Source organism: Hydrogenophaga crocea, from assembly GCF_011388215.1.
In the GTDB taxonomy this organism is placed as follows: domain Bacteria; phylum Pseudomonadota; class Gammaproteobacteria; order Burkholderiales; family Burkholderiaceae_C; genus Hydrogenophaga; species Hydrogenophaga crocea.
Genome location: NZ_CP049989.1, coordinates 830,791 through 849,907 on the forward strand (window position 1 = coordinate 830,791; position 19,117 = coordinate 849,907).

19 protein-coding genes are annotated in these 19,117 nt (G+C 69.3%); 8 read left to right on the plus strand and 11 right to left on the minus strand.

The genetic code is table 11. From position 1 onward, the window contains the following. Position 1 precedes the first annotated feature (1 nt). On the plus strand, positions 2–745 hold the full coding sequence (locus G9Q37_RS03950; protein ID WP_166230941.1) for a 16S rRNA pseudouridine(516) synthase: 744 nt from the start codon (positions 2–4) through the stop codon (positions 743–745). Between the two features lie 21 nt (positions 746–766). Here the strand turns inward: G9Q37_RS03950 and G9Q37_RS03955 are convergent, their stop codons facing one another. Together G9Q37_RS03955 and G9Q37_RS03960 are read right to left on the minus strand one after the other, a co-directional pair. After that, positions 767–1,507, minus strand: a complete 741-nt coding sequence (locus G9Q37_RS03955; protein ID WP_166224869.1) for a DUF2726 domain-containing protein — start codon at positions 1,505–1,507, stop codon at positions 767–769. A 221-nt stretch (positions 1,508–1,728) separates the two neighbouring features. Continuing rightward, entirely contained in the window at positions 1,729–2,553 is an 825-nt protein-coding gene (locus G9Q37_RS03960; RefSeq protein ID WP_166224872.1) for an alpha/beta fold hydrolase, read from the minus strand. A gap of 62 nt (positions 2,554–2,615) precedes the next feature. On the opposite strand from G9Q37_RS03960, the gene G9Q37_RS03965 reads away from it, so the two are divergent. The 6 genes from G9Q37_RS03965 (at position 2,616) to ntrC (ending at position 9,441) form a co-directional block, all read left to right on the plus strand. Then, a complete protein-coding gene (locus G9Q37_RS03965) occupies positions 2,616–3,530 on the plus strand; it encodes an EI24 domain-containing protein (RefSeq protein ID WP_166224875.1) in 915 nt (304 codons plus the stop codon). Further along, the gene (locus G9Q37_RS03970; RefSeq protein WP_166224878.1) at positions 3,527–4,339 is read left to right on the plus strand and encodes a competence/damage-inducible protein A; all 813 of its coding nucleotides are present in this window, start codon (positions 3,527–3,529) and stop codon (positions 4,337–4,339) included. Before G9Q37_RS03965 ends, G9Q37_RS03970 begins: the two co-directional genes overlap by 4 nt. Before the next feature lie 258 nt (positions 4,340–4,597). Further along, on the plus strand, positions 4,598–6,013 hold the full coding sequence (gene glnA / locus G9Q37_RS03975) for a type I glutamate--ammonia ligase (RefSeq protein ID WP_166224881.1): 1,416 nt from the start codon (positions 4,598–4,600) through the stop codon (positions 6,011–6,013). A gap of 201 nt (positions 6,014–6,214) precedes the next feature. Next, a complete protein-coding gene (locus tag G9Q37_RS03980; RefSeq protein WP_166230944.1) occupies positions 6,215–6,673 on the plus strand; it encodes a hypothetical protein in 459 nt (152 codons plus the stop codon). Positions 6,674–6,727: 54 nt separating this feature from the next. Continuing rightward, positions 6,728–7,831, plus strand: coding sequence for a nitrogen regulation protein NR(II) (gene glnL, locus G9Q37_RS03985; protein WP_166230947.1), 1,104 nt, complete (start codon positions 6,728–6,730; stop codon positions 7,829–7,831). A 47-nt stretch (positions 7,832–7,878) separates the two neighbouring features. Beyond that, a complete protein-coding gene (gene ntrC, locus G9Q37_RS03990; protein ID WP_166224884.1) occupies positions 7,879–9,441 on the plus strand; it encodes a nitrogen regulation protein NR(I) in 1,563 nt (520 codons plus the stop codon). A 15-nt stretch (positions 9,442–9,456) separates the two neighbouring features. Here the strand turns inward: ntrC and xth are convergent, their stop codons facing one another. From xth to G9Q37_RS04020, 6 genes are read right to left on the minus strand one after another with little or no spacing between them, the layout of a single operon-like run. Beyond that, the gene (gene xth, locus G9Q37_RS03995) at positions 9,457–10,221 is read right to left on the minus strand and encodes an exodeoxyribonuclease III (RefSeq protein WP_166224887.1); all 765 of its coding nucleotides are present in this window, start codon (positions 10,219–10,221) and stop codon (positions 9,457–9,459) included. A gap of 3 nt (positions 10,222–10,224) precedes the next feature. After that, entirely contained in the window at positions 10,225–10,716 is a 492-nt protein-coding gene (locus G9Q37_RS04000; protein ID WP_166224890.1) for a dihydrofolate reductase, read from the minus strand. A 13-nt stretch (positions 10,717–10,729) separates the two neighbouring features. After that, positions 10,730–11,545 (minus strand): thymidylate synthase, encoded by an 816-nt coding sequence (locus G9Q37_RS04005; RefSeq protein WP_166224893.1) that lies wholly within the window; start codon positions 11,543–11,545, stop codon positions 10,730–10,732. A 51-nt stretch (positions 11,546–11,596) separates the two neighbouring features. Continuing rightward, a complete protein-coding gene (locus tag G9Q37_RS04010) occupies positions 11,597–12,547 on the minus strand; it encodes a transglycosylase SLT domain-containing protein (protein ID WP_166224896.1) in 951 nt (316 codons plus the stop codon). Next, positions 12,544–13,965, minus strand: a complete 1,422-nt coding sequence (locus G9Q37_RS04015; protein WP_166224899.1) for an FAD-binding oxidoreductase — start codon at positions 13,963–13,965, stop codon at positions 12,544–12,546. Before G9Q37_RS04015 ends, G9Q37_RS04010 begins: the two co-directional genes overlap by 4 nt. Before the next feature lie 16 nt (positions 13,966–13,981). Further along, positions 13,982–14,428: a DUF2069 domain-containing protein gene (locus G9Q37_RS04020; RefSeq protein WP_166224902.1), complete on the minus strand. Its 447-nt coding sequence runs from the start codon at positions 14,426–14,428 to the stop codon at positions 13,982–13,984. Positions 14,429–14,467: 39 nt separating this feature from the next. Here G9Q37_RS04020 and G9Q37_RS04025 point away from each other — a divergent pair, with 39 nt between their 5' ends. Further along, a complete protein-coding gene (locus tag G9Q37_RS04025; RefSeq protein ID WP_166224905.1) occupies positions 14,468–15,709 on the plus strand; it encodes a YihY family inner membrane protein in 1,242 nt (413 codons plus the stop codon). On the opposite strand, the gene G9Q37_RS04030 is transcribed toward G9Q37_RS04025, so the two are convergent. The 3 genes from G9Q37_RS04030 to G9Q37_RS04040 are packed head-to-tail and all read right to left on the minus strand — an operon-like array spanning position 15,696 to position 19,092. After that, entirely contained in the window at positions 15,696–16,970 is a 1,275-nt protein-coding gene (locus G9Q37_RS04030) for a cytochrome P450 (RefSeq protein ID WP_166224907.1), read from the minus strand. The genes G9Q37_RS04025 and G9Q37_RS04030 overlap by 14 nt on opposite strands. Beyond that, positions 16,967–17,785: an alpha/beta fold hydrolase gene (locus G9Q37_RS04035; RefSeq protein ID WP_166224910.1), complete on the minus strand. Its 819-nt coding sequence runs from the start codon at positions 17,783–17,785 to the stop codon at positions 16,967–16,969. The genes G9Q37_RS04030 and G9Q37_RS04035 overlap by 4 nt, the downstream gene beginning before the upstream one ends. Further along, a complete protein-coding gene (locus G9Q37_RS04040) occupies positions 17,785–19,092 on the minus strand; it encodes an O-acetylhomoserine aminocarboxypropyltransferase (RefSeq protein WP_166224913.1) in 1,308 nt (435 codons plus the stop codon). Before G9Q37_RS04040 ends, G9Q37_RS04035 begins: the two co-directional genes overlap by 1 nt. Positions 19,093–19,117 lie beyond the last annotated feature (25 nt).

Below are 19,117 nucleotides of genomic sequence, written 5' to 3' on the forward strand. Positions count from 1 at the left end.
GATGCTTTCACTTGAAGAAGTTCTCTTTTCTCAGGGATTCGGTACCCGCCGCATTTGCCGTGGTCTCATTCAGCAAGGACATGTTGCGATTGGCGACCGAGCCTCGTTGTGTACCGATCCCGAAGAGGTAGTTGATCCAATCGGGTTTCGCTTTGTCGTCGACGGCACTGCGTGGACCTGGCACGAACGTGCTTACCTCATGCTTCACAAGCCGGCGGGCTACGAATGCTCGCAGCGCCCGTCGGCACACCCGAGCGTGTACACGCTGTTGCCGGCCCCGCTGCGCCAGCGCGGCGGCGGTGCAGCGGCTGGCGTGCAAGCCGTGGGGCGGCTCGACCAGGACACCACCGGCCTGCTGCTGTTGTCCGATGACGGGGCCTTCATTCACAAGATGACTTCGCCCAAGCACCACGTGCCCAAGGTCTACGAGATCACGTTGCGGCACGCCATGGAGGCCGGCGCCGTTCAGCGCCTGTGCGATGGCGTGGTGCTCGACGACGATCCGAAGCCGGTGCGCGCGCTGGCCGCGGAACTCGTGGCGCCGCTGCACCTGCGGCTCGTGCTGGGAGAGGGCAAGTACCACCAGGTCAAACGCATGGTGGCTGCGGTGGGCAATCGCGTTGAGGCACTGCACCGGTCGGCCTTCGGCGAGCTGCGCTTGCCGCCCGATCTGGCGCCCGGTGGCTGGCGCTGGCTCACACCCCAAGAGGTGCAGGGGTTGCGCGATTTCCGCGCGCGCCGATGACGGACCATCGTCCGTGCGGCGTCAGAGCAGGTCGCCCTTGCGGCTGTCCAGCGGCATCAGGAACGAGTTGTTGTCCTGCCACTGCGAGTTGAAATCGCTGCTGCGTGCGTCGGCCGGCACGCTGTTCTGCCAGTTCGACGACAGTGGGTTGAAGTCGCTGTGCGGGCGGCTGCTGCGTTGGCGGTTGATGGCACTGCGCAGGTTGGTCTGGGCCGCGATGATCGCGCGCTCTTCCATCTCGCGCTCGCGCATCGCGCGGTTGAATTCGGATTCGCCCAGGAATTCGGCGCGGATCTCGGCCACCGTGGGAAGGCTGTTGGACCGAACCACCCAATAGGGCAGGCCGATCTGGCTGAGCAGCGAATGCTTGAGCGCCCGCGTGCTGCGAGGAATGCCTGCGGGGCCGGGCACATCGAGGCAGCCCACCACACGCCCATCTGACTTGCAGATCGTGAACGTGCAGTACACACCACCCAGCAGCTTGTACCAGTCCACCCCTTCTTCACGCTGCCGCGGCAGCGTGAAGCGCGTGACCGGCAGCTTGATCATCACGTGGTGGTCGTAGAAGGCGCGCGCGAGCCAGTGCCACACGCGCGCTTCTTCGCTGTTGGCCAGGGGGCGCGCTGCCAGCGGCCAGTGCTTGGGCAGGCGACGCCGCTTCTTGGCCTGGCGTTCCACCCAGATGCGGTGCAGCAGCGCACCCACCGCCAGCAGGGCGGGGGTGAGAGCGGCGAGCAGCCAGGGTTGGTTCCAGTCGATCATGGATTCGGGCAGGTGGCCAGATTTGTATCAAAGTGTATAGAAGCCGCCACGGATCCGATAAGGCGTCAAGCCGAAAGCCGGCGAGGTCGTGATTTCCTTGGGATTCGCGCCGGCCGCCTGTGGCGGCCGCACCGCGTTGCCGCGAAATGCTTCTCGGGCTGGACCCGGATTGTCCGCGCGCCGTTCCCCCGAGCCCATCCCTCAATTGCAGGAATGCGTGATCAGACACGCGGATTTGTCACGAACTGCTGCAACAAGCGCGTCAATGCCTCGGGTTGGTCGCGGTGCGGGCTGTGGCCGCAGGCGGGCAGGGCGTGCAGGCCGGCGTGGGGCGCAGCTCGGCGGATCGCTCGCAGCTGGTCGAGTGTGCCGTACTCGTCGTTTTCGCCTTGCACCAGCAGCAAGGGGCTGCCGATGCGGCGGCATTCCGCTTCGATGTTGTAGTCGCGGAAGGCCGGGCTGAGCCAGACGTCGTTCCATTGCCAGAAGGCGTTGTCGACGTCGCGGTGGTGCCGGGCCAGCCGCTGGCGAAGGCTGCCGGGGGCGTCCGGGTCTTTCAGGTAGGCGTCACGCGCCTGGGCGATGGCCTGCACCGATACGTCTTCCACGAACACATGGGGCGCCAGCACCGCACACGCCTCCACGGGGTGGGCGCTCGCGTGCAGCAGGGCGATGGTCGCGCCGTCCGAGTGCCCGACCAGCACGGGCCGCTCGATGCCCAGCTTCGCGAGCAGCGCGGGCAGCACCTCCAGCGCTTCGCGGTGCATGTAATCGGGCTCGTGGCGACCGACGTGCCAGAAACCCTCGATGCGGGGCTCGCCCCGCACGTCGTGGACCGGGTCTGATTGCCCGTAGCCGCGCCGCGAATACAGCCAGCCCGCACGGCCGGTGGCGCGGCACAAGGTTTCGGGCCAGCTCTGGCCCCGCTGCGTCCAGAGGGAAACGCTGCCCAGGCCTTCGTGCAGGAACACCAGGGGCGCGCGCGTGTTGTCTCCCGGGATGTGCGCCACTTCCAACCGCACCCCGTGCACGTCGATATGGGTCATGCGCCGATCGTAGCGGCGTCGCCGGATGCGCGCCGGGTGCGCGGACGGGTATTCTTCGCGCCATGCGATCCATGTTCGATGCTTTCTGGCGCTCGGTCGCCTACTGCCTGCACCCGCGCGTGATCGCGCTGTCCTTCCTGCCGCTGGTGCTGATGGTGGTGCTCTCGTTCGCGCTCGGCTACTTCTTCTGGGACACGGCCGTCAGCGCGGTCGCCGCCTGGTTCGAAGCCTTCGACCTCGTGCAGGCCTTTCTGAGCTGGCTCGAGCGCATGGGGCTCGCTTCCTTGCGTGCGGTGTTCGCGCCGATGGTGGTGCTGGTGCTGGCCACGCCCGTCATCGTGCTGGTCTGCCTGCTGCTGGTGGCCCTGTTCATGACGCCCGCGATGGTGGATCTGGTCGGGCAGCGGCGCTTTGCGCGTCTGGACAAGCGCCACGGCGGCTCCTGGGTGCTCGGCCTGTTCTGGTCGCTCGGCTCCACGCTGGTCGCCGTGCTGGCGCTGCTGCTGTCCATGCCACTGTGGCTGGTCCCGCCCCTGGTGCTGATCCTGCCGCCGCTGATCTGGGGCTGGCTGACCTACCGCGTGTTCGCCTTCGATGCGCTGGCCACCCACGCCAGTGCCGACGAGCGCCGCCAGCTCATGCGCGAGCACCGCAGCGTGCTGCTGGTGATGGGCGTGCTCAGCGGCTACCTGGGTGCAGCGCCCAGCCTGCTGTGGGCCTCGGGGGCCATGTTCATCGCCCTGGCGCCGCTGCTGGTGCCGGTCGCGATCTGGATCTACACCCTGGTCTTCGCGTTCGCCTCGCTCTGGTTCGCCCACTACCTGCTTGCCGCGCTCGAGCGTCTGCGCGCCACGGCCGCTGTCGAGGTGGTGGACCCGGCCCCTGCAACGCCGGTGTCCGAAGCCTCGGTCACCCCCCCGAATGGCCTGCCGCCGGCCGACCCGCTTCCTCTGCCCCCCGGACCGCACCAACCATGAGCCCTGCTTTCGGCCTGATCATCGTCGGCGACGAAATCCTCTCCGGCAAACGCCAGGACAAGCACCTGCCCAAAGTGGCCGAGCTCCTGGGCGCGCGCGGCCTGTCGCTGGCCTGGGCGCGCGTGGTGGGCGACGACCGCGAGCGCATCACCGACGCCTTGCGCAGCGCGTTCGCCGGCCGCGACGTGGTGTTCTGCTGCGGCGGCATCGGCGCCACGCCCGACGACCACACGCGCCAGTGCGCCGCAGCCGCCCTGGGCGTGGAGTTGCAGTTGCACCCCGAGGCCGCCCGCCTCATCGAAGAGCGCATGCGCGACGTGGCGGCCGAGCAGGGCGTGCCCTTCGACCCGCAGCGGCCCGACAACGTGCACCGCTACAACATGGGCGTGTTCCCCGCTGGCGCACGCATCGTGCCCAACCCGTACAACAAGATCCCCGGCTTCTCGTGCACCGGGCCCGGGGGCGCCGAGCTGCATTTCGTGCCAGGCTTTCCCGTCATGGCCTGGCCGATGATCGAGAACCTGCTCGATCAGCGCTACGCGCATCTGCACCGCGCGAACGCCTGGCAGGAGCGCTCGGTGATCGTCATGGGGGCCATGGAGGCCGCCCTCACCCCGCTCATGGAACGCATCGAAGCCGGCCACCCCGTGAAGGTGTTCAGCCTGCCCAGCGTGGACCACCCGACCTACGGGCGGCACATCGAACTGGGCGTCAAGGGTGCGGTGGAGGCCGTGGCGGCGGCATTCACCGATCTGCTCGCCGGCCTGCAGGCACAGGGGGCCGAGCTGGGCCCCGAAGTGGTGCGCTGACTGTTTGCACTGTGTTGGTGCCTTGATGCCTTGTTGTGGTGCATGGGCGGTATCGGGCTGCCGCTCACCCGCGCAAAGGCGCCAGGAGCCGGCGCCATGCCCCGACATGGAACCGTTCTGGCGCACCGGCCGCGGGCCATAATCGCCGCTTCGCCCCAAGGATGAGCTCGGGCGACATGCCCAGTGGCATGGAACCTGCATACCCCCCAGCCGTCGCCTTTCTTTTTCCCACCCCTTCCAGAGACACAGGAGCATTTGATGGCCAAGACCGTCGCAGACGTGATGCAGATGGTGAAGGACAACGAAGTCAAGTTCGTTGATTTCCGTTTCACCGACACCCGCGGCAAAGAGCAGCACGTCACCGTGCCGATTTCGGCGTTCGACGAAGACAAGTTTTCTTCGGGCCATGCTTTCGACGGCTCGTCGATCGCCGGCTGGAAGGGCATCGAGGCCTCGGACATGCAGCTCATGCCCGACCCGAACACCGCCAACATCGACCCGTTCTTCGAAGAGACCACGCTGTTCCTGCAGTGCGACGTGGTCGAGCCCAGCGACGGCAAGGCCTATGACCGCGACCCGCGCTCGATCGCCAAGCGCGCCGAGGCCTACCTGAAGGCGTCCGGCCTGGGCGACACCGCCTACTTCGGACCGGAACCCGAATTCTTCATCTTCGACGGCGTTCGCTACAGCAACGAACCTGGCCGCGTGTTCTTCGAGATCGAAGAGTACGAAGCCCCCTGGAACAGCGGCGCCAAGCTCGAAGGCGGCAACCGCGGCCACCGTCCCACCGTCAAGGGCGGCTACTTCCCCGTGCCCCCCGTCGACAGCACGCAGGACATGCGCGCCGAGATGTCCCTGATCCTCGAATCGCTGGGCATCCCCGTCGAGGTGTTCCACCACGAAGTGGCGGGCGCCGGCCAGAACGAGATCGGCACCAAGTTCTCCACCCTGGTGGAGCGCGCCGACTGGACCCAGGTGCTCAAGTACGTGGTGTGGAACGTGGCCAATGCCTACGGCAAGACCGCCACCTTCATGCCCAAGCCCTACGCCGGCGACAACGGCTCGGGCATGCACGTGCACCAGTCGATCTGGAAAGACGGCAAGAACCTGTTCGCCGGTGACGGCTACGCCGGCCTGAGCGACTTCGCGCTGTATTACATCGGCGGCATCATCAAGCACGCCCGCGCGCTCAACGCCATCACCAACCCCGGCACCAACAGCTACAAGCGCCTGGTGCCCGGCTTCGAAGCGCCCGTGAAGCTGGCCTACAGCTCGCGCAACCGCTCGGCGTCGATCCGCATCCCGCACGTGGCGAACCCCAAGGGCCGCCGCATCGAGGCGCGCTTCCCCGATCCTTCGGCCAACCCCTACCTGGCCTTCTCGGCCCTGATGATGGCTGGTCTGGACGGCGTGGAAAACAAGATCCACCCGGGCGAAGCCGCCACCAAAGACCTGTACCACCTGCCGCCCGAAGAGGACAAGCTGGTCCCCACCGTGTGCAGCAGCCTCGACCAGGCACTCGACTACCTCGACAAGGACCGCGCCTTCCTGACCAAGGGCGGCGTGTTCACCGACTCGATGCTCGACGCCTACATCGAGCTCAAGATGGGCGAAGTGACGCGCTTCCGCATGGCGCCGCACCCCGTCGAGTACGAGATGTACTACAGCCTGTGATCCGGCACCCGCTTGCGCGGGTACGGTGAATGCAGAGGGACGGCTCCGGCCGTCCCTTTTTCTTGGGCGAATGTCTCCGCAGGGTTCGCCTGAGGCACTTTCGCCGGGCAATTCGGTCATACTGCCCGCCGAAAAAACCGCCTTGGAGTGCCTGTGTCCGTTGCCCTGTCCTTTCCGGTTCGTCGCCTGCTGCCCCTGCTCATGCTGACGGGCGCCTTGCCGGTGTTCGCCCAGGACACCATCTACCGCTGCGGCAACGAGTACATCAACAACGCGGCCATCGCCAAGCAACGCGGCTGCGCGCCGCTGCAGGGCGGCAACGTCACGGTCATCGAAGGCACCCGCCCGTCACCCGCAAGCACCGCCCCGGCGCCGCGCGGCAACGGCGCGGTTCAGGGCAGCGGCCCGCGCGTGGACAGCACGGCCCAGCGCCAGCGCGACGCCGACGCCCGCGCCACGCTCGAGGCCGAGCTGCGCAAGGCCGAAGAGCGGCTGGCCGAAGCGCAGAAGGCCTATGCCAACGGTGAGCCCGAAAAGCAGGGCATCGAAGGTCGCAACCACCAGCGCTACCTCGACCGCGTGGCCAGCCTCAAGGACGCCGTGACCCGCGCCGAGAACGATGTCGCCAGCATCCGCCGCGAACTGCAGCGCCTGAACTGAGCCTGTCGCACAATCGGCGGCTTGAACAAGTCAGACGCTCTCTCCCTCTTCAAGCTGGTCACGCGGCGCGGCGGTGAACGCGAGGCCGCGCGGCCCAACGCCGCCGCCGCTTCGCGGTTCCAGGCCCTCGACCTGCTCGCCACGCTTGTGGCCGTGGTCGACACCGAAGGCCAGGTGCTCTACGCGAACGCCGCGCTCGAAGACGCGCTGGGCATCTCTCGGCGCAGCATCGCGGCCGTGCGGCTGCAAGACTGCTTCACCGAGCCCGTGCTGCTCGACAATGCCTTGCAGGGCGCGCGCAGCAACGAGTTCGCGGCGCTGCGCTACGACGCCTTCCTGCACCGCCTCAACCACGAGCCCATGCCGGTGCACGTGGTGGTGGCGCAAACCGAGCAGACCGGCGAGGTGGTGGTGGAAATGCTGCCGCAGGAACAGCAGACCCGACAGGAGCGCGAAGAGCGCCTGCTCGACCAGGCGCAGGCCAACAAGGAGCTGATCCGCAACCTCGCGCACGAGATCAAGAACCCGCTGGGCGGCATCCGCGGGGCGGCGCAGCTGCTGCAGATGGAGCTGCAGAGCAAGGAGCTCATCGAGTACACGCAGGTGATCGTGCACGAGGCCGATCGCCTGCAATCGCTGGTCGATCGCCTGCTCGCGCCGCACCGCCGGCCGCACGTGGTGGGCGATGTAAACATCCACGAGGTCTGCGAGCGCGTGCGCTCGCTCATCGTGGTCGAGTTCCCCAAGGGGCTGAAGGTCGTGCGCGACTACGACACCTCCATCCCCGAGTTCCGCGGCGACCGCGAGCAGCTGATCCAGGCGCTGCTCAACATCGTCCACAACGCGGCGCTGGCGCTCAGCGAGCGCATCGAAGCGGGCGATGCGCGCATCACCCTCAAGACGCGTGTGGGTCGCCAGGTGACCTTCGGCAAACAGCGCTACCGGCTGGCACTGGAATTGCATGTCATCGACAACGGGCCCGGCGTGCCGGACTCGATCAAGGACCGCATCTTCTTTCCCCTGGTCTCGGGGCGCGACGGTGGGTCCGGCCTGGGGCTGACGCTGGCGCAAACCTTCGTGCAGCAACACCATGGCCTGATCGAGTGCGAGAGCGAGCCGGGCCGAACGGACTTCAAGATCCTGATTCCGTTGCCTTGACCACTTTGCACCACGCTCGCCGAGCCACCTGAAGGGACGACCGTTAAATGAAGCCGATCTGGATAGTGGATGACGACCAGTCCATCCGCTTCGTGCTCGAGAAGGCTTTGCTCCGCGAAAACCTGCCCACGCGCAGCTTCACCAACGCCACCGAAGTCCTCAAGGCCCTGAGCGACACCCCCGAGAGCGAGGGCCCGCAAATCCTCGTGAGCGACATCCGCATGCCTGGCGGTTCGGGCCTGGACCTGCTCGAGAAGGTCAAGCAGCGCTACCCCGCGCTGCCCGTCATCATCATGACGGCCTTCTCCGACCTCGACAGCGCGGTCTCAGCCTTCCAGGGCGGGGCCTTCGAGTACCTGCCCAAGCCCTTCGACCTGACCAAGGCGGTGGAGCTGATCCGCCGCGCGGTGGACGAGAGCCAGCGCGAGGAAGTGTCCGAAGAGCGCCTGAGCGCCATGCCCGAAATGCTGGGCCAGGCGCCCGCCATGCAGGACGTGTTCCGCGCCATCGGCCGCTTGAGCCAGAGCCAGGTCACCGTGCTGATCACGGGCGAATCGGGTTCGGGCAAGGAGCTCGTGGCGCGCGCATTGCACAAGCACTCGCCGCGCGCGAGCGGGCCCTTCGTGGCCATCAACACCGCCGCGATCCCGAAAGACCTGCTGGAAAGTGAACTGTTCGGCCACGAGCGCGGCGCCTTCACGGGCGCGCAGACCATGCGCCGCGGCCGCTTCGAACAGGCCGATGGCGGCACGCTGTTCCTCGACGAGATCGGTGACATGCCCTTCGATCTGCAGACGCGCCTGCTGCGCGTGCTGTCCGACGGCCAGTTCTACCGCGTCGGCGGCCACAGCGCCGTGCGCGCCAATGTGCGCGTGATCGCCGCCACCCACCAGAACCTCGAGCAGCGCGTCAAAGAGGGCGTGTTCCGCGAAGACCTGTTCCACCGCCTCAACGTGATCCGCCTGCGCCTGCCCGCGCTGCGCGAGCGCCGCGAAGACGTGCCCATGCTCACGCGCTTCTTCCTGCAGCAGAGCGCCAAGCAGCTCGGCGTGGAGCCCAAGCGCATTTCGGACGCCGCGCTCAAGCTGCTCGGCAGCTTCGATTTCCCGGGCAACGTGCGCCAGCTCGAAAACGTGTGCCACTGGCTGACCGTGATGGCGCCCGCGCAGGTGATCGAGACCAAGGACCTGCCGCCCGAGGTGCTTGGCGCCGTGGGCAGCCCCGAGATGGTCGCCGCGGCCAGCACGGCCCTGCCGGCCTCGCTGGCGCCGGTCGCAGCGCCGGCGGCGTTCGCCAGCCCGGCCCCGGCCGAGGCCGCGCGCGAAGCGCTTGCGCCCGCCACCGCGCCGGTGGCGGCCGTGCCCGCGCCCGTGACCGCCGATGCGCCCGCCGCGCCGTCGTCGTGGGAAGCGGGCCTTCAGGCCGAGGCCCTGGCCCTGCTCGAAACCGGCCGCACCGACGTGTGGGACGTGCTCACGCGCCGCTTTGAAACGCGGCTGATCCAGACCGCGCTGGCCAACACGCGCGGCCGCCGCATCGAGGCCGCGCACAAGCTCGGCATCGGCCGCAACACCATCACGCGCAAGATCCAGGAACTGGGGATGGAGTGACCGCCCGGGTGGTGCTCACGCCAGCGTGAGTACCACCGGCGCGTGATCGCTCGGGCGCTCGTTCTTGCGCGGCAGCTTGTCCACCGCGCAGGCCGTGGCGCGGGCCTTGAGCGCCTCGCTCACCAGGATGTGGTCGATGCGCAGGCCGCGGTTGCGGCGGAAGGCGAGGTCGCGGTAATCCCACCAGGAATAGTTTTTCTCGGGCTGGGGGAACAGGCGCACGCTGTCGGTCAGGCCCAGGCCGATCAGTGCCTGCAGCTGCGTGCGCTCCTCGGTCGTGCAGTGGATGGTCTCGCGCAGGCCCACCGGGTCCCACACGTCGAGGTCGTCGAAGGTGATGTTGTAGTCGCCCATGAGCACCAGCGACGGGTGCGCCGCGAGCTCGCCGCGCACCCACTCGCGCAGCGCGTCGAGCCAGCGCATCTTGTAGGCGAACTTGTCGCTGCCCGGCGCCTGGCCATTGGGAAAGTAGCCCCCGATCACGCGGATGCCCTCGACCGTGCCGGCGATCACGCGCGCGTGGTCGTCCTCGAAGCCCGGGATGTTCTTCACCACGTCGGTGGCCGGCGACTTGCTCAGCAGCGCCACGCCGTTGTAGGTCTTCTGCCCGTGCCACTGCGCGTGGTAGCCCGCATCGGTGAAGGCCTGCGCGGGGAACTTGTCGTCGGTGAGCTTGAGCTCCTGCAGCACCAGCACCTCGACCGGGTTGGCCGCGAGCCAGTCGAGCACCTGCGGCAGGCGGATGGACAGCGAGTTGACGTTCCAGGTGGCAAGGCGCATGGTTCAGGGCTTTCGCACGTAGGTCACGAAGGCGAATGGCAGGCCGTTCGCCGCGGTATGGGCCTCGCGCGCGGTTTCGGTCCATTCGGGGCCGAGCGCGGGCATGAAGGCGTCGCCCTCGAAGGCCTGTGCGATCTCGGTCACGACCGCGCGCTGGGCGTGGGGCAGCGCTTCGCGGTAGAGCTCGGCGCCGCCGATCACCCAGATCTCGGGCGCGTCGCCGCACAGGGCCAGCGCCTCGGGCAAGGAGCCCGCGCGCTGCGCGCCCTCGGCCCGCCATTGCGCGTCGCGCGTGAGCACGGTGTTCTGACGGCCCGGCAGCGGCCGAAAACGCGGGGGCAGCGAGTCCCAGGTCTTGCGGCCCATGAGCACGGGGGCGCCCAGCGTGTGGCGCTTGAAGTGTGCAAGGTCTTCGGGCAGGTGCCAGGGCAGGGCGTTGTCCTTGCCGATCACGCCGTTGGCGGCGCGCGCGTAGATGAGGTTCAGGCGGGGCATGGCTCGGGCCTTTTCAGACCGCCACGGGCGCCTTGATCACCGGGTGGTGCTGGTAGTCGAGGATCTCGAAGTCGTCGAGCTCGTAGTCGAAGATCGAGGCCGGACGGCGCTTGATGCGCAGCGTGGGATAGGGGTAGGGCGTGCGCGAGAGTTGCAGCTCGACCTGTTCGCGGTGGTTGCTGTAGATGTGGCAGTCGCCGCCGGTCCAGATGAACTCGCCCACCTGCAGGTCGCACTGCTGCGCCAGCATGTGGGTGAGCAGCGCGTAGCTCGCGATGTTGAAGGGCACGCCGAGAAAGATGTCGGCGCTGCGCTGGTAGAGCTGGCAGCTCAGCTTGCCGTCGGCCACGTAGAACTGGAAGAAGGCGTGGCAGGGCATGAGCGCCATCTTGTTCAGGTCGGCCACGTTCCAGGCGCTCACGATGATGCGGCGCGAGTCGGGGTTGGTCTTGAGCTGCTTGACCACCTCGGCGATCTGGTCGATGTGCTGGCCGTCGGGCGTGGGCCAGTTGCGCCACTGCACGCCGTACACCGGGCCGAGGTCGCCGTCTTCGCGCGCCCATTCGTCCCAGATGGTGCAGCCGCGCTCCTGCAGCCATTTCACGTTGCTGTCGCCGCGCAGGAACCACAGCAGCTCCACGATGATGGCCTTGGTGAACACCTTCTTGGTGGTCACGAGCGGGAAGCCTTCGTTGAGGTCGAAGCGCATCTGGTGGCCGAACACGCTGACCGTGCCGGTGCCCGTGCGGTCCGTCTTGGGCACGCCCGTGGTGTACACGTGGCGCATGAAATCTTCGTACTGGGAGCGGACGGGGCGGGCGGTGGTCATGGCGGCGGCAAATGGCAAGCCGGCATTTTGCACCGCCATGGCGCGCGGCCTTCAGGGCCGCGCCGAAACCGTTTGCGCGAGCAGGGGCGAGGCGGGGGCGATGGTGGGGTCGAACGGGTGCTCGGTGAGCGCGTAGAAGCGCTGGATGCGGCGCACGTAGTCGCGCGTCTCGGCGAACGGCGGGATGCCGCCGTGCTTGTCGACCGCGCCCTCGCCCGCGTTGTAGGCCGCCACCGCCAGGGGCACCTGGCCGCGGAAGTACGACAGCAGCCAGCGCAGGTAGCTCATGCCGCCGCGGATGTTCTGCTCGGCATCGAAGGGCTTGCTGATCGCGAAGCGCGCCGCGGTCTCGGGAATGAGCTGCATCAGCCCCTGGGCGTTCTTGTCGGACACCGCGTGCACGTTGAAGTTGGACTCGGCGCGGATCACCGCATACACCAGGCCCGGCTCGAGCCCGTAGCGCGGCGCGAGCCTGTAGACGATCTTCATGATGCGCTGCTGCTCGGCCCCGTCCACATGGGCGCGGTAGGCCGTGGCCAGTGCGGCCTTGCGTTCGGCCTCGCGCTGCTGTTCGGCGCGTTCGGCCTGTTCGCTGGCCGCGCGCGCCTCGCGCCGTTCGGCATCGCGCACGCAGTCGGGCTTTTCGGCGGCCACGCCCAGGCGCTTGAACATCTCGGCCGCACGCTCGTCGCCGAGCAGCGCGGCGCGCGCGAACCAGTGCGCCGCGAGCGCGTCGTTGCGCGACAGGCCGCGGCCGTTGGCGTGCATCCAGCCCAGGTTGAAGGCCGACACCGCGTCGCCCGCGAGCGCGGCCTGGCAGTACAGGCGGACCGCCTGTGCCGCGTCGCGCGGCACGCCCTCGCCATGCTCGTACGCGATCGCCTGTTCGCGCCATTGCTGGCGCAGCGCGCCGTCCACCGGCTGCACCGCCTGCGCCGCGCCCGCGCACGCGCCCAGGCCGATGGCCAGGGCGGGCAGCGTGCGGCGAAGCAGCGGGTTCATGGCGTCAGGACGCGGCCAGGGTTGAAGCGGTTGTGGGGGTCGAGCGCCGCCTTGATGCGGCGCATCAGCGCGAGCGCCACCGGGTCCTTGAAGTGCGGCAGGTGGCCGGCCTTGAGGCTGCCCACGCCGTGCTCGGCGCTGATCGAGCCATGGTAGCGGGCCACCGTGTCGAACACCAGTTGGTTCACGCGGCTTTCCTGCGTTTGCAGGAAGTATTTGGCATCGGCGCCGGCCGGCGCCTGCACGTTGTAGTGCAGGTTGCCGTCGCCCAGGTGGCCGAAGTTCACCAGCCGCACGCCGGGGATTTCGCGCTGCAGCAGCGCGTCGGCCTCGTCGCAGAAGGCCGGGATGCGCGACACCGGGATGCTGATGTCGTGCTTGATGTTCAGGCCTTCCTGCGCCTGCGCGAGCGGGATGCTCTCGCGGATGTGCCAGAGCGCATGGGCCTGCGCGATCGATTCGGCCACCACCGCGTCGCTCACCAGGCCCTGTTCCATGGCGGCCTCGAGCAGGCCCTCGAACTGGGCGCGCGCGTGGTCTTCGCCTTCGCTGTCGCTGTTCTCCAGCAGTACGCAATAGGGCGTGTCCTGCCACAGCGGCACCCTCAGCTGCGGCATGTGGCGCGCCACCAGCGAGAGCGCGAACTGCCCCATCACCTCGAAGCCCGTGAGCCCGGCTGCCAGGCGCTGCTGCGCCAGGCCCAGCAGATCGACCGCGGCCTGCAGCGAGGGCACCGAGGCCCAGGCCGTGAGCGTGGCCGCGGGTTGCGGGAAGAGCTTGAGCGTGGCCGCGGTGATGATGCCCAGCGTGCCCTCGCTGCCCACGAACAGGTCGCGCAGGTCGTAGCCGGTGTTGTCCTTGCGCAGGCCCGAGAGGCCATGCCACACCTCGCCCTCGGGCGTCACCACCTCCAGGCCCAGGCAGAGCTCGCGCGCATTGCCGTAGCGCAGCACCTGCGTGCCGCCCGCGTTGGTGGCCAGGTTACCGCCGATGGTGCAGCTGCCCTCGGCCGCGAGGCTCAGCGGGAACAGCAGGCCTTCGGCCTCGGCCGCCTGCTGCACCGCCTGCAGCACGCAGCCGGCCTCCACCGTCATGGTGAGGTTGGCGCGATCGATCGCGCGCACCGCGTTCAGGCGCTGCAGGCTCAGCACCACCTGGGTGCCGCTGTCGTCGGGCACCGAGCCCACGACCAGGCCGGTGTTGCCGCCCTGGGGCACCAGGCTCGCGCCGTGCGCGGCGCAGGCGCGCACCACCGCGGCCACTTCGTCGGTGCTGCCCGGCCGCACCACGGCCAGGGCGCGGCCGTGCGCGCGCTGGCGCCAGTCGCGCTCGTAGGCTTCGAGGTCGTGGGTGTCGCGCGTGAGCACCTGGGCGGGGCCCACGGCGGCACGCAGGGCGTTCAGCAGATCGGCTTTCATGGCGGGCACCGTGGCATCAGGGTTCGCGCGCCACCGCGCGCTCGGCCGCGGCATTGGCCGCGGCCACGTCGGCCGCCACGGCCTCGGGCCCGGCCGCGCGCAGGCGCAGCCGCACGTGCAGGGCGCAGGCCACGAACAGCGTGATGCACAGCAGGGTCTGCAGCACGGCCATGAGCGTGGACAGGCCGCTCTCGCCGCTGGTGGCGCGCACCACGCCCTCGGTGAAGTACAGCCAGACCAGCAGGCTGACCCAGCGGTAGGTGTACATGCGGTTCTTGAGCAGGCCGGCCAGCGGCAGCGCCAGCGGCAGCACCTTGATGGCCCACCACGAGCCGCCTTCGCGCAGCGGCGCGAGCCAGAGCTCCCAGGCCAGGCCGACGGCGATCAGGCCCACCAGGCTCGCGACGGCCAGGCGCCGCGTGAAGGCCACGCGCGTGGCCGGATCGGAAGAGAGGAACGACATGCGGGCCCGGCGAAAAAACGAGGCTGGCATGATACCGGCATGACCTTGTCCGAGCGGCTCGACACCCTGCGTCCCCTGGCGCGCGACCTCTGGCGCAACGCGCTGAATTTCCCGTGGCGCACCACCGCGCTCACGCTGCAGGAGCGCTTCCGCGAAGACCGCCTGGGCCTCACCGCCAGCAGCCTCACCTTCACCACCACGATCTCGCTGGTGCCGCTGTTCGCGCTGGCGCTGGCCATCTTCAGCGCCTTTCCCATGTTCGACCGGCTGCAGCGCGGCCTGCAGCGCAGCCTGGTGGAGAGCCTGGTGCCCGAGAGCATCGCGCGCCCGGTGCTGATGTACCTCAACCAGTTCGCGGCCAAGGCCACGCAGATGGGCTGGGCGGGCGCGCTGGCGCTGCTGGTCACGGCGCTCGCGCTCATCCTCACCATCGACCGCAAGCTCAACGACATCTGGCGCGTGCGCCAGGCACGGCCGGTGACGCAGCGCATCCTGGTGTACTGGGCGGTGCTCACGCTGGGGCCGCTGCTGCTGGCGGCGAGCGCGGCGGCCACCACCTACGCCTTCGGCGGCGCGCGCGGCCTCGCGGGCCTGCCGGGGCCGCTGCGCCTGCTGATCGATTCGCTGCAATTGCTGCTGGTGACCGCGGGCATGGCCGCGCTGTACCGCTACGTGCCCAACACGCGCGTGCGCTGGAGCCACGCGCTCGTGGGCGGCCTGTTCACCGCGGTGGGCCTGGAGGTGGCCAAGCAGGTGCTGGCCTGGTACCTCAAGCAGGTGCCCACCTTTTCGGTGCTCTACGGCACCTTCGCCACCGTGCCCATCCTGCTGGTGTGGATCTACCTGGGCTGGGTGATCGTGCTGCTGGGCGCGGTGATCGCGGCCTACCTGCCGAGCCTGCTGCGCGGCGTGGCGCGGCGCGGTGACGTGCCGGGCTGGAGCTTCCAGCTCGCGCTCGAACTGCTGGCCCAACTCGCCGTGGCGCGCGCCGGGCAGCCGCGCGGCCAGAGCCTGGAAGCGATCGCGGCCGCGCTGCGCGTGGAGGCGCTGCAGCTCGAAGAGCCGGTGGCCGCGCTGGTGGCGCTCGACTGGCTGGGCCGGCTCGACGAAGAGGGCGAGCGCTACGTGCTGCTGATCGACCCGGCCACGACCGCGCTGGGCCCGCTCATGGAGCGGCTGCTGCTGGCGCGGCACAGCGCCACGGCGCGCCTGTGGGAGCGCAGCCATTGGGCCGGCATGACCGTGGCCGAGGCCCTGCCCGAGCCGCTCATGCCACGCTGAACGGCGCGGCCAGGAAACCGCGGAAGCGCGCCCGCCCGCCGCGCGTGGGCGCGGCCGTGAGCCGGTAGGCCGGAAAGCGCCGCAGGAAGCGGCCGATGGCGATGCGCCCTTCGAGCCGCGCCAGGCTCAGCCCCGCGCACTGGTGGATGCCGAAGCCGAAGGCCAGGTGCTTGTTGGGCTCGCGCGCGATGTCCAGCGTTTCCGGGTCGGTGAACTGCGCCGGGTCGCGGTTGGCCGCGCCGATGCACAACGTCACCAGCGTGCCCGCGGGCAGGTCGAGTTCGCCGATGCGCGTGTCTTTCACGGCGCGGCGGTTGCCCAACTGGTTCGACGACTCGTAGCGTAGGAACTCGTCGACCGCGCGGTCGAGCACGGCCACCTCGTCGCCGGCGTCCATGCGCTGCAGCAGTTGCGCGCGCACGGCCGGGTGTTCGTGCAGCGCCACCAGCGCGTTGCCGATCAGGTTGGTGGTGGTCTCGTGGCCCGCGTTGAGCAGGAAGATGCAGTTCTGCAGCAGCTCGACCTCGCTCAGCTGCTCGCCGTCGGCTTCGCCCTGGATCAGGCGCGTGAGCACGTCGCGCTCCGGGTCTCCGGGGGCCAGGCGCCGCGCGGCCACCAGGGTGCGTAGGTAGTCGCACATCTCGGTCACGGCGCGGTGGCCGCGCTCGGCCTGCGCGGGCGTCACCACCGGTTCGAGGGCGCCCAGGATGGCGAGCGACCATTCGCGCAGTGGCCCGCGCTCGGCGTGCGGCACGCCCAGCAGGTTGCCGATGATCTCCACCGGAATGGCGGCCGCGAAGTCTTCGATCAGGTCGCCGCCTTCGTGCGCCGCGATGCCGTCGAGCAGGCGGTCGACCAGTTCCACCAGGCCGGCCTCCATGTCGGCGATGGCGCGGCGCGTGAGCGCGCCCATGATCAGGCGGCGCACGCGCGTGTGCAGCGGCGGGTCGTTGAACACCAGGCTGGTGGTGTGGTGCTCGAACAGCGGCGTGCCCCGGCCGTACTTGGGCGCGAACTCCACCTGCTTGTCCGAGCTGAAGGCCTGGGCGTCGCGGTACACGGCCACCAGGTCGGCCCAGCGCGTGAGGAAGACCGAGCCGTCGGGCATGCGGCGGATCGGCTCGCGCTCGCGCAGCGCGCGGTAGACCGGGTAGGGGTTGGCGAAGAAGTCGGGCGGCAGGGCGCGCAGGTCGAAGGCCTGCGCAATGGCCTGGGCGCGCTCGGGCGCCATCGGGGGGGTGATGAGCTCGGCGGTGATCATGCGCGCAGGAAGTCGCGGATCGCGAACAGCGTGGCGTCGGGGGTTTCGGTCATCTGGTGGTGGCCCACGGGCAGCGTGACCACCTGCACCCGCTTGCCCGCGGCTTTGCCGGTGTCGATCAGCGTCTTCGCGGCCCGGGCCTGCGTCATCTGGTCGAGCGCGCCGAGCACGAAGAGCACGGGGCAGGTCAGGGCCTGCATGGCGGCCTCGCCGTTGGCGTAGCGGTCGCAGGCCACGAAGCCGCGGTGGAACACGTTGACCTCGGGGTTGCTGCGCAGCACGCGCCGGCCCAGCGCCATGCCCGCGCCGTAGACCCAGGTGCCCGGGCCCAAGGCCGAGGGCGGCGCGGCCAGCGTGCTGCGGCTGAACACGTTGACCATGCGCAGCGCCTTCTCGGGCTCGTTGAGCGAAGACTCGATGAGCGCGGGCGAGACCTTCATGGGGTAGGCCGTGCCCACGAGCACCGCGTGCGTCACCCGGTCTTTGAGGCGGGCCGCGGCCTCGAGCGCGATCAGCGAGCCCCAGCTGTGGCCCACCAGCGCGGCGCGCGGCACGCCCGCGGCGTCGAGCAGGGCGGCGATGAAACCGGCGGCTTCCTCGACGCTGGACGGCGCTTCGCCCGCGCTGCGAGCGTGGCCCGGCAGATCGACCGCGAGCACGTTGAAGCCGTGGTTGGCCAGGTAGCGGCTTTGCAGGATCCACACGCTGTGGTCGTTGAGCACGCCGTGGATGAACACCACCGTGGGCTTGGCCGGGTCGAGCGCCTTGCCGCCGGTGTAGCAGTAGGTGCGGGCGCCGTTGACGAGCAGTTCCATCACGCGGCCTTTTCTGCGGCCTTGAGCGCGCGCTTGAGGTCGTCGATCAGGTCGTCGGCGTCTTCGAGACCGATGGACAGGCGGATGGTGCCGGGGCCGATGCCCGCGCCCGCGAGCGCCTCGTCGCTCATGCGGAAATGGGTGGTGCTCGCGGGGTGGATCACCAGGGAGCGGCAGTCGCCCACATTGGCGAGGTGGCTGAACAGCTTGAGCGCCTCGATGAAGGCGCGGCCCTGGGCGCGCGAGCCTTTGATGTCGAAGCTGAACACCGAGCCCGCGCCGCGCGCGCCAAAGCGCAGCAGCTTGCCGGCAAGCGCATGGCTGGGGTGCGATTCGATCAGCGGGTGGCCCACGCGCCCCACCAGCGGGTGGCTCGCGAGGAACTGCACCAGCTTCTCGGTGTTGGCCATGTGGCGGTCCATGCGCAGCGACAGCGTCTCGATGCCCTGCAGGATCAGCCAGGCCGAGTGCGGGCTCATGCAGGCGCCGAAGTCGCGCAGGCCCTCGCGGCGCGCGCGCAGCAGGAAGGCGCCCACGGTGCTTTCCTCGGTGAACACCATGTTGTGGAAGCCCTCGTAGGGCTCGCTGAACTCGGGGTAGTGGCCCGCGGCGTCCCAGTCGAAACTGCCGCCGTCGACCACCACGCCGCCGATGACCGTGCCGTGGCCGCTGAGGAACTTGGTGGCCGAGTGGTAGACCAGGTCGGCGCCGAGCTCGAGCGGCTTCACCAGATAGGGCGTGGTGAGCGTGGAATCGACCAGCAGCGGCACCCTGGCCTCGTGCGCGATCTGCGCCACGGTGGGGATGTCGAGCACGTCCAGCCCGGGGTTGCCCACGGTCTCGCCGAAGAACAGCTTGGTGTTGGGCCGCACCGCCGCGCGCCAGCCGTCGATATCGCCGGGCTTGACGAAGGTGGTGTCTATGCCGAAGCGGCGCAGCGTGTAGTGCAGCAGGTTCTGGCTGCCGCCGTAGAGCGCGGTGCTGGCCACGATGTGCGAGCCCGCGCCCATGAGCGTGGCCACCGCCAGGTGCAGCGCGGCCTGGCCGCTGGCCGTGGCGATGGCGCCGATGCCGCCTTCGAGCGCGGCCATGCGCTGCTCGAACACCGCGTTGGTGGGGTTGCTGATGCGGCTGTACACGTGGCCCGCGCGCTCCAGGTTGAACAGGGCCGCGGCGTGCTCGCTCGACTCGAAGACGAACGAGGTGCTCAGGTGGATGGGCACGGCGCGTGCGCCGGTGGCGGGGTCGGGGCTGGCGCCCGCGTGCAGCGCGAGCGTGTCGAAGCCGGGGTCGGCATGGCCTGCCATGGGTGTCGTCTCCAGGGTGTTTTTC

What these genes read in the sequence shown, in the direction of transcription:
- G9Q37_RS03950 (WP_166230941.1), top strand. Translation starts at nt 2, where the DNA reads ATGCTTTCACTTGAAGAAGTTCTCTTTTCTCAGGGATTCGGTACCCGC.
- G9Q37_RS03955 (WP_166224869.1), bottom strand. Translation starts at nt 1,507, where the DNA reads ATGATCGACTGGAACCAACCCTGGCTGCTCGCCGCTCTCACCCCCGCC.
- G9Q37_RS03960 (WP_166224872.1), bottom strand. Translation starts at nt 2,553, where the DNA reads ATGACCCATATCGACGTGCACGGGGTGCGGTTGGAAGTGGCGCACATC.
- G9Q37_RS03965 (WP_166224875.1), top strand. Translation starts at nt 2,616, where the DNA reads ATGCGATCCATGTTCGATGCTTTCTGGCGCTCGGTCGCCTACTGCCTG.
- G9Q37_RS03970 (WP_166224878.1), top strand. Translation starts at nt 3,527, where the DNA reads ATGAGCCCTGCTTTCGGCCTGATCATCGTCGGCGACGAAATCCTCTCC.
- glnA (WP_166224881.1), top strand. Translation starts at nt 4,598, where the DNA reads ATGGCCAAGACCGTCGCAGACGTGATGCAGATGGTGAAGGACAACGAA.
- G9Q37_RS03980 (WP_166230944.1), top strand. Translation starts at nt 6,215, where the DNA reads ATGCTGACGGGCGCCTTGCCGGTGTTCGCCCAGGACACCATCTACCGC.
- ntrC (WP_166224884.1), top strand. Translation starts at nt 7,879, where the DNA reads ATGAAGCCGATCTGGATAGTGGATGACGACCAGTCCATCCGCTTCGTG.
- xth (WP_166224887.1), bottom strand. Translation starts at nt 10,221, where the DNA reads ATGCGCCTTGCCACCTGGAACGTCAACTCGCTGTCCATCCGCCTGCCG.
- G9Q37_RS04000 (WP_166224890.1), bottom strand. Translation starts at nt 10,716, where the DNA reads ATGCCCCGCCTGAACCTCATCTACGCGCGCGCCGCCAACGGCGTGATC.
- G9Q37_RS04005 (WP_166224893.1), bottom strand. Translation starts at nt 11,545, where the DNA reads ATGACCACCGCCCGCCCCGTCCGCTCCCAGTACGAAGATTTCATGCGC.
- G9Q37_RS04010 (WP_166224896.1), bottom strand. Translation starts at nt 12,547, where the DNA reads ATGAACCCGCTGCTTCGCCGCACGCTGCCCGCCCTGGCCATCGGCCTG.
- G9Q37_RS04015 (WP_166224899.1), bottom strand. Translation starts at nt 13,965, where the DNA reads ATGAAAGCCGATCTGCTGAACGCCCTGCGTGCCGCCGTGGGCCCCGCC.
- G9Q37_RS04020 (WP_166224902.1), bottom strand. Translation starts at nt 14,428, where the DNA reads ATGTCGTTCCTCTCTTCCGATCCGGCCACGCGCGTGGCCTTCACGCGG.
- G9Q37_RS04025 (WP_166224905.1), top strand. Translation starts at nt 14,468, where the DNA reads ATGACCTTGTCCGAGCGGCTCGACACCCTGCGTCCCCTGGCGCGCGAC.
- G9Q37_RS04030 (WP_166224907.1), bottom strand. Translation starts at nt 16,970, where the DNA reads ATGATCACCGCCGAGCTCATCACCCCCCCGATGGCGCCCGAGCGCGCC.
- G9Q37_RS04035 (WP_166224910.1), bottom strand. Translation starts at nt 17,785, where the DNA reads ATGGAACTGCTCGTCAACGGCGCCCGCACCTACTGCTACACCGGCGGC.
- G9Q37_RS04040 (WP_166224913.1), bottom strand. Translation starts at nt 19,092, where the DNA reads ATGGCAGGCCATGCCGACCCCGGCTTCGACACGCTCGCGCTGCACGCG.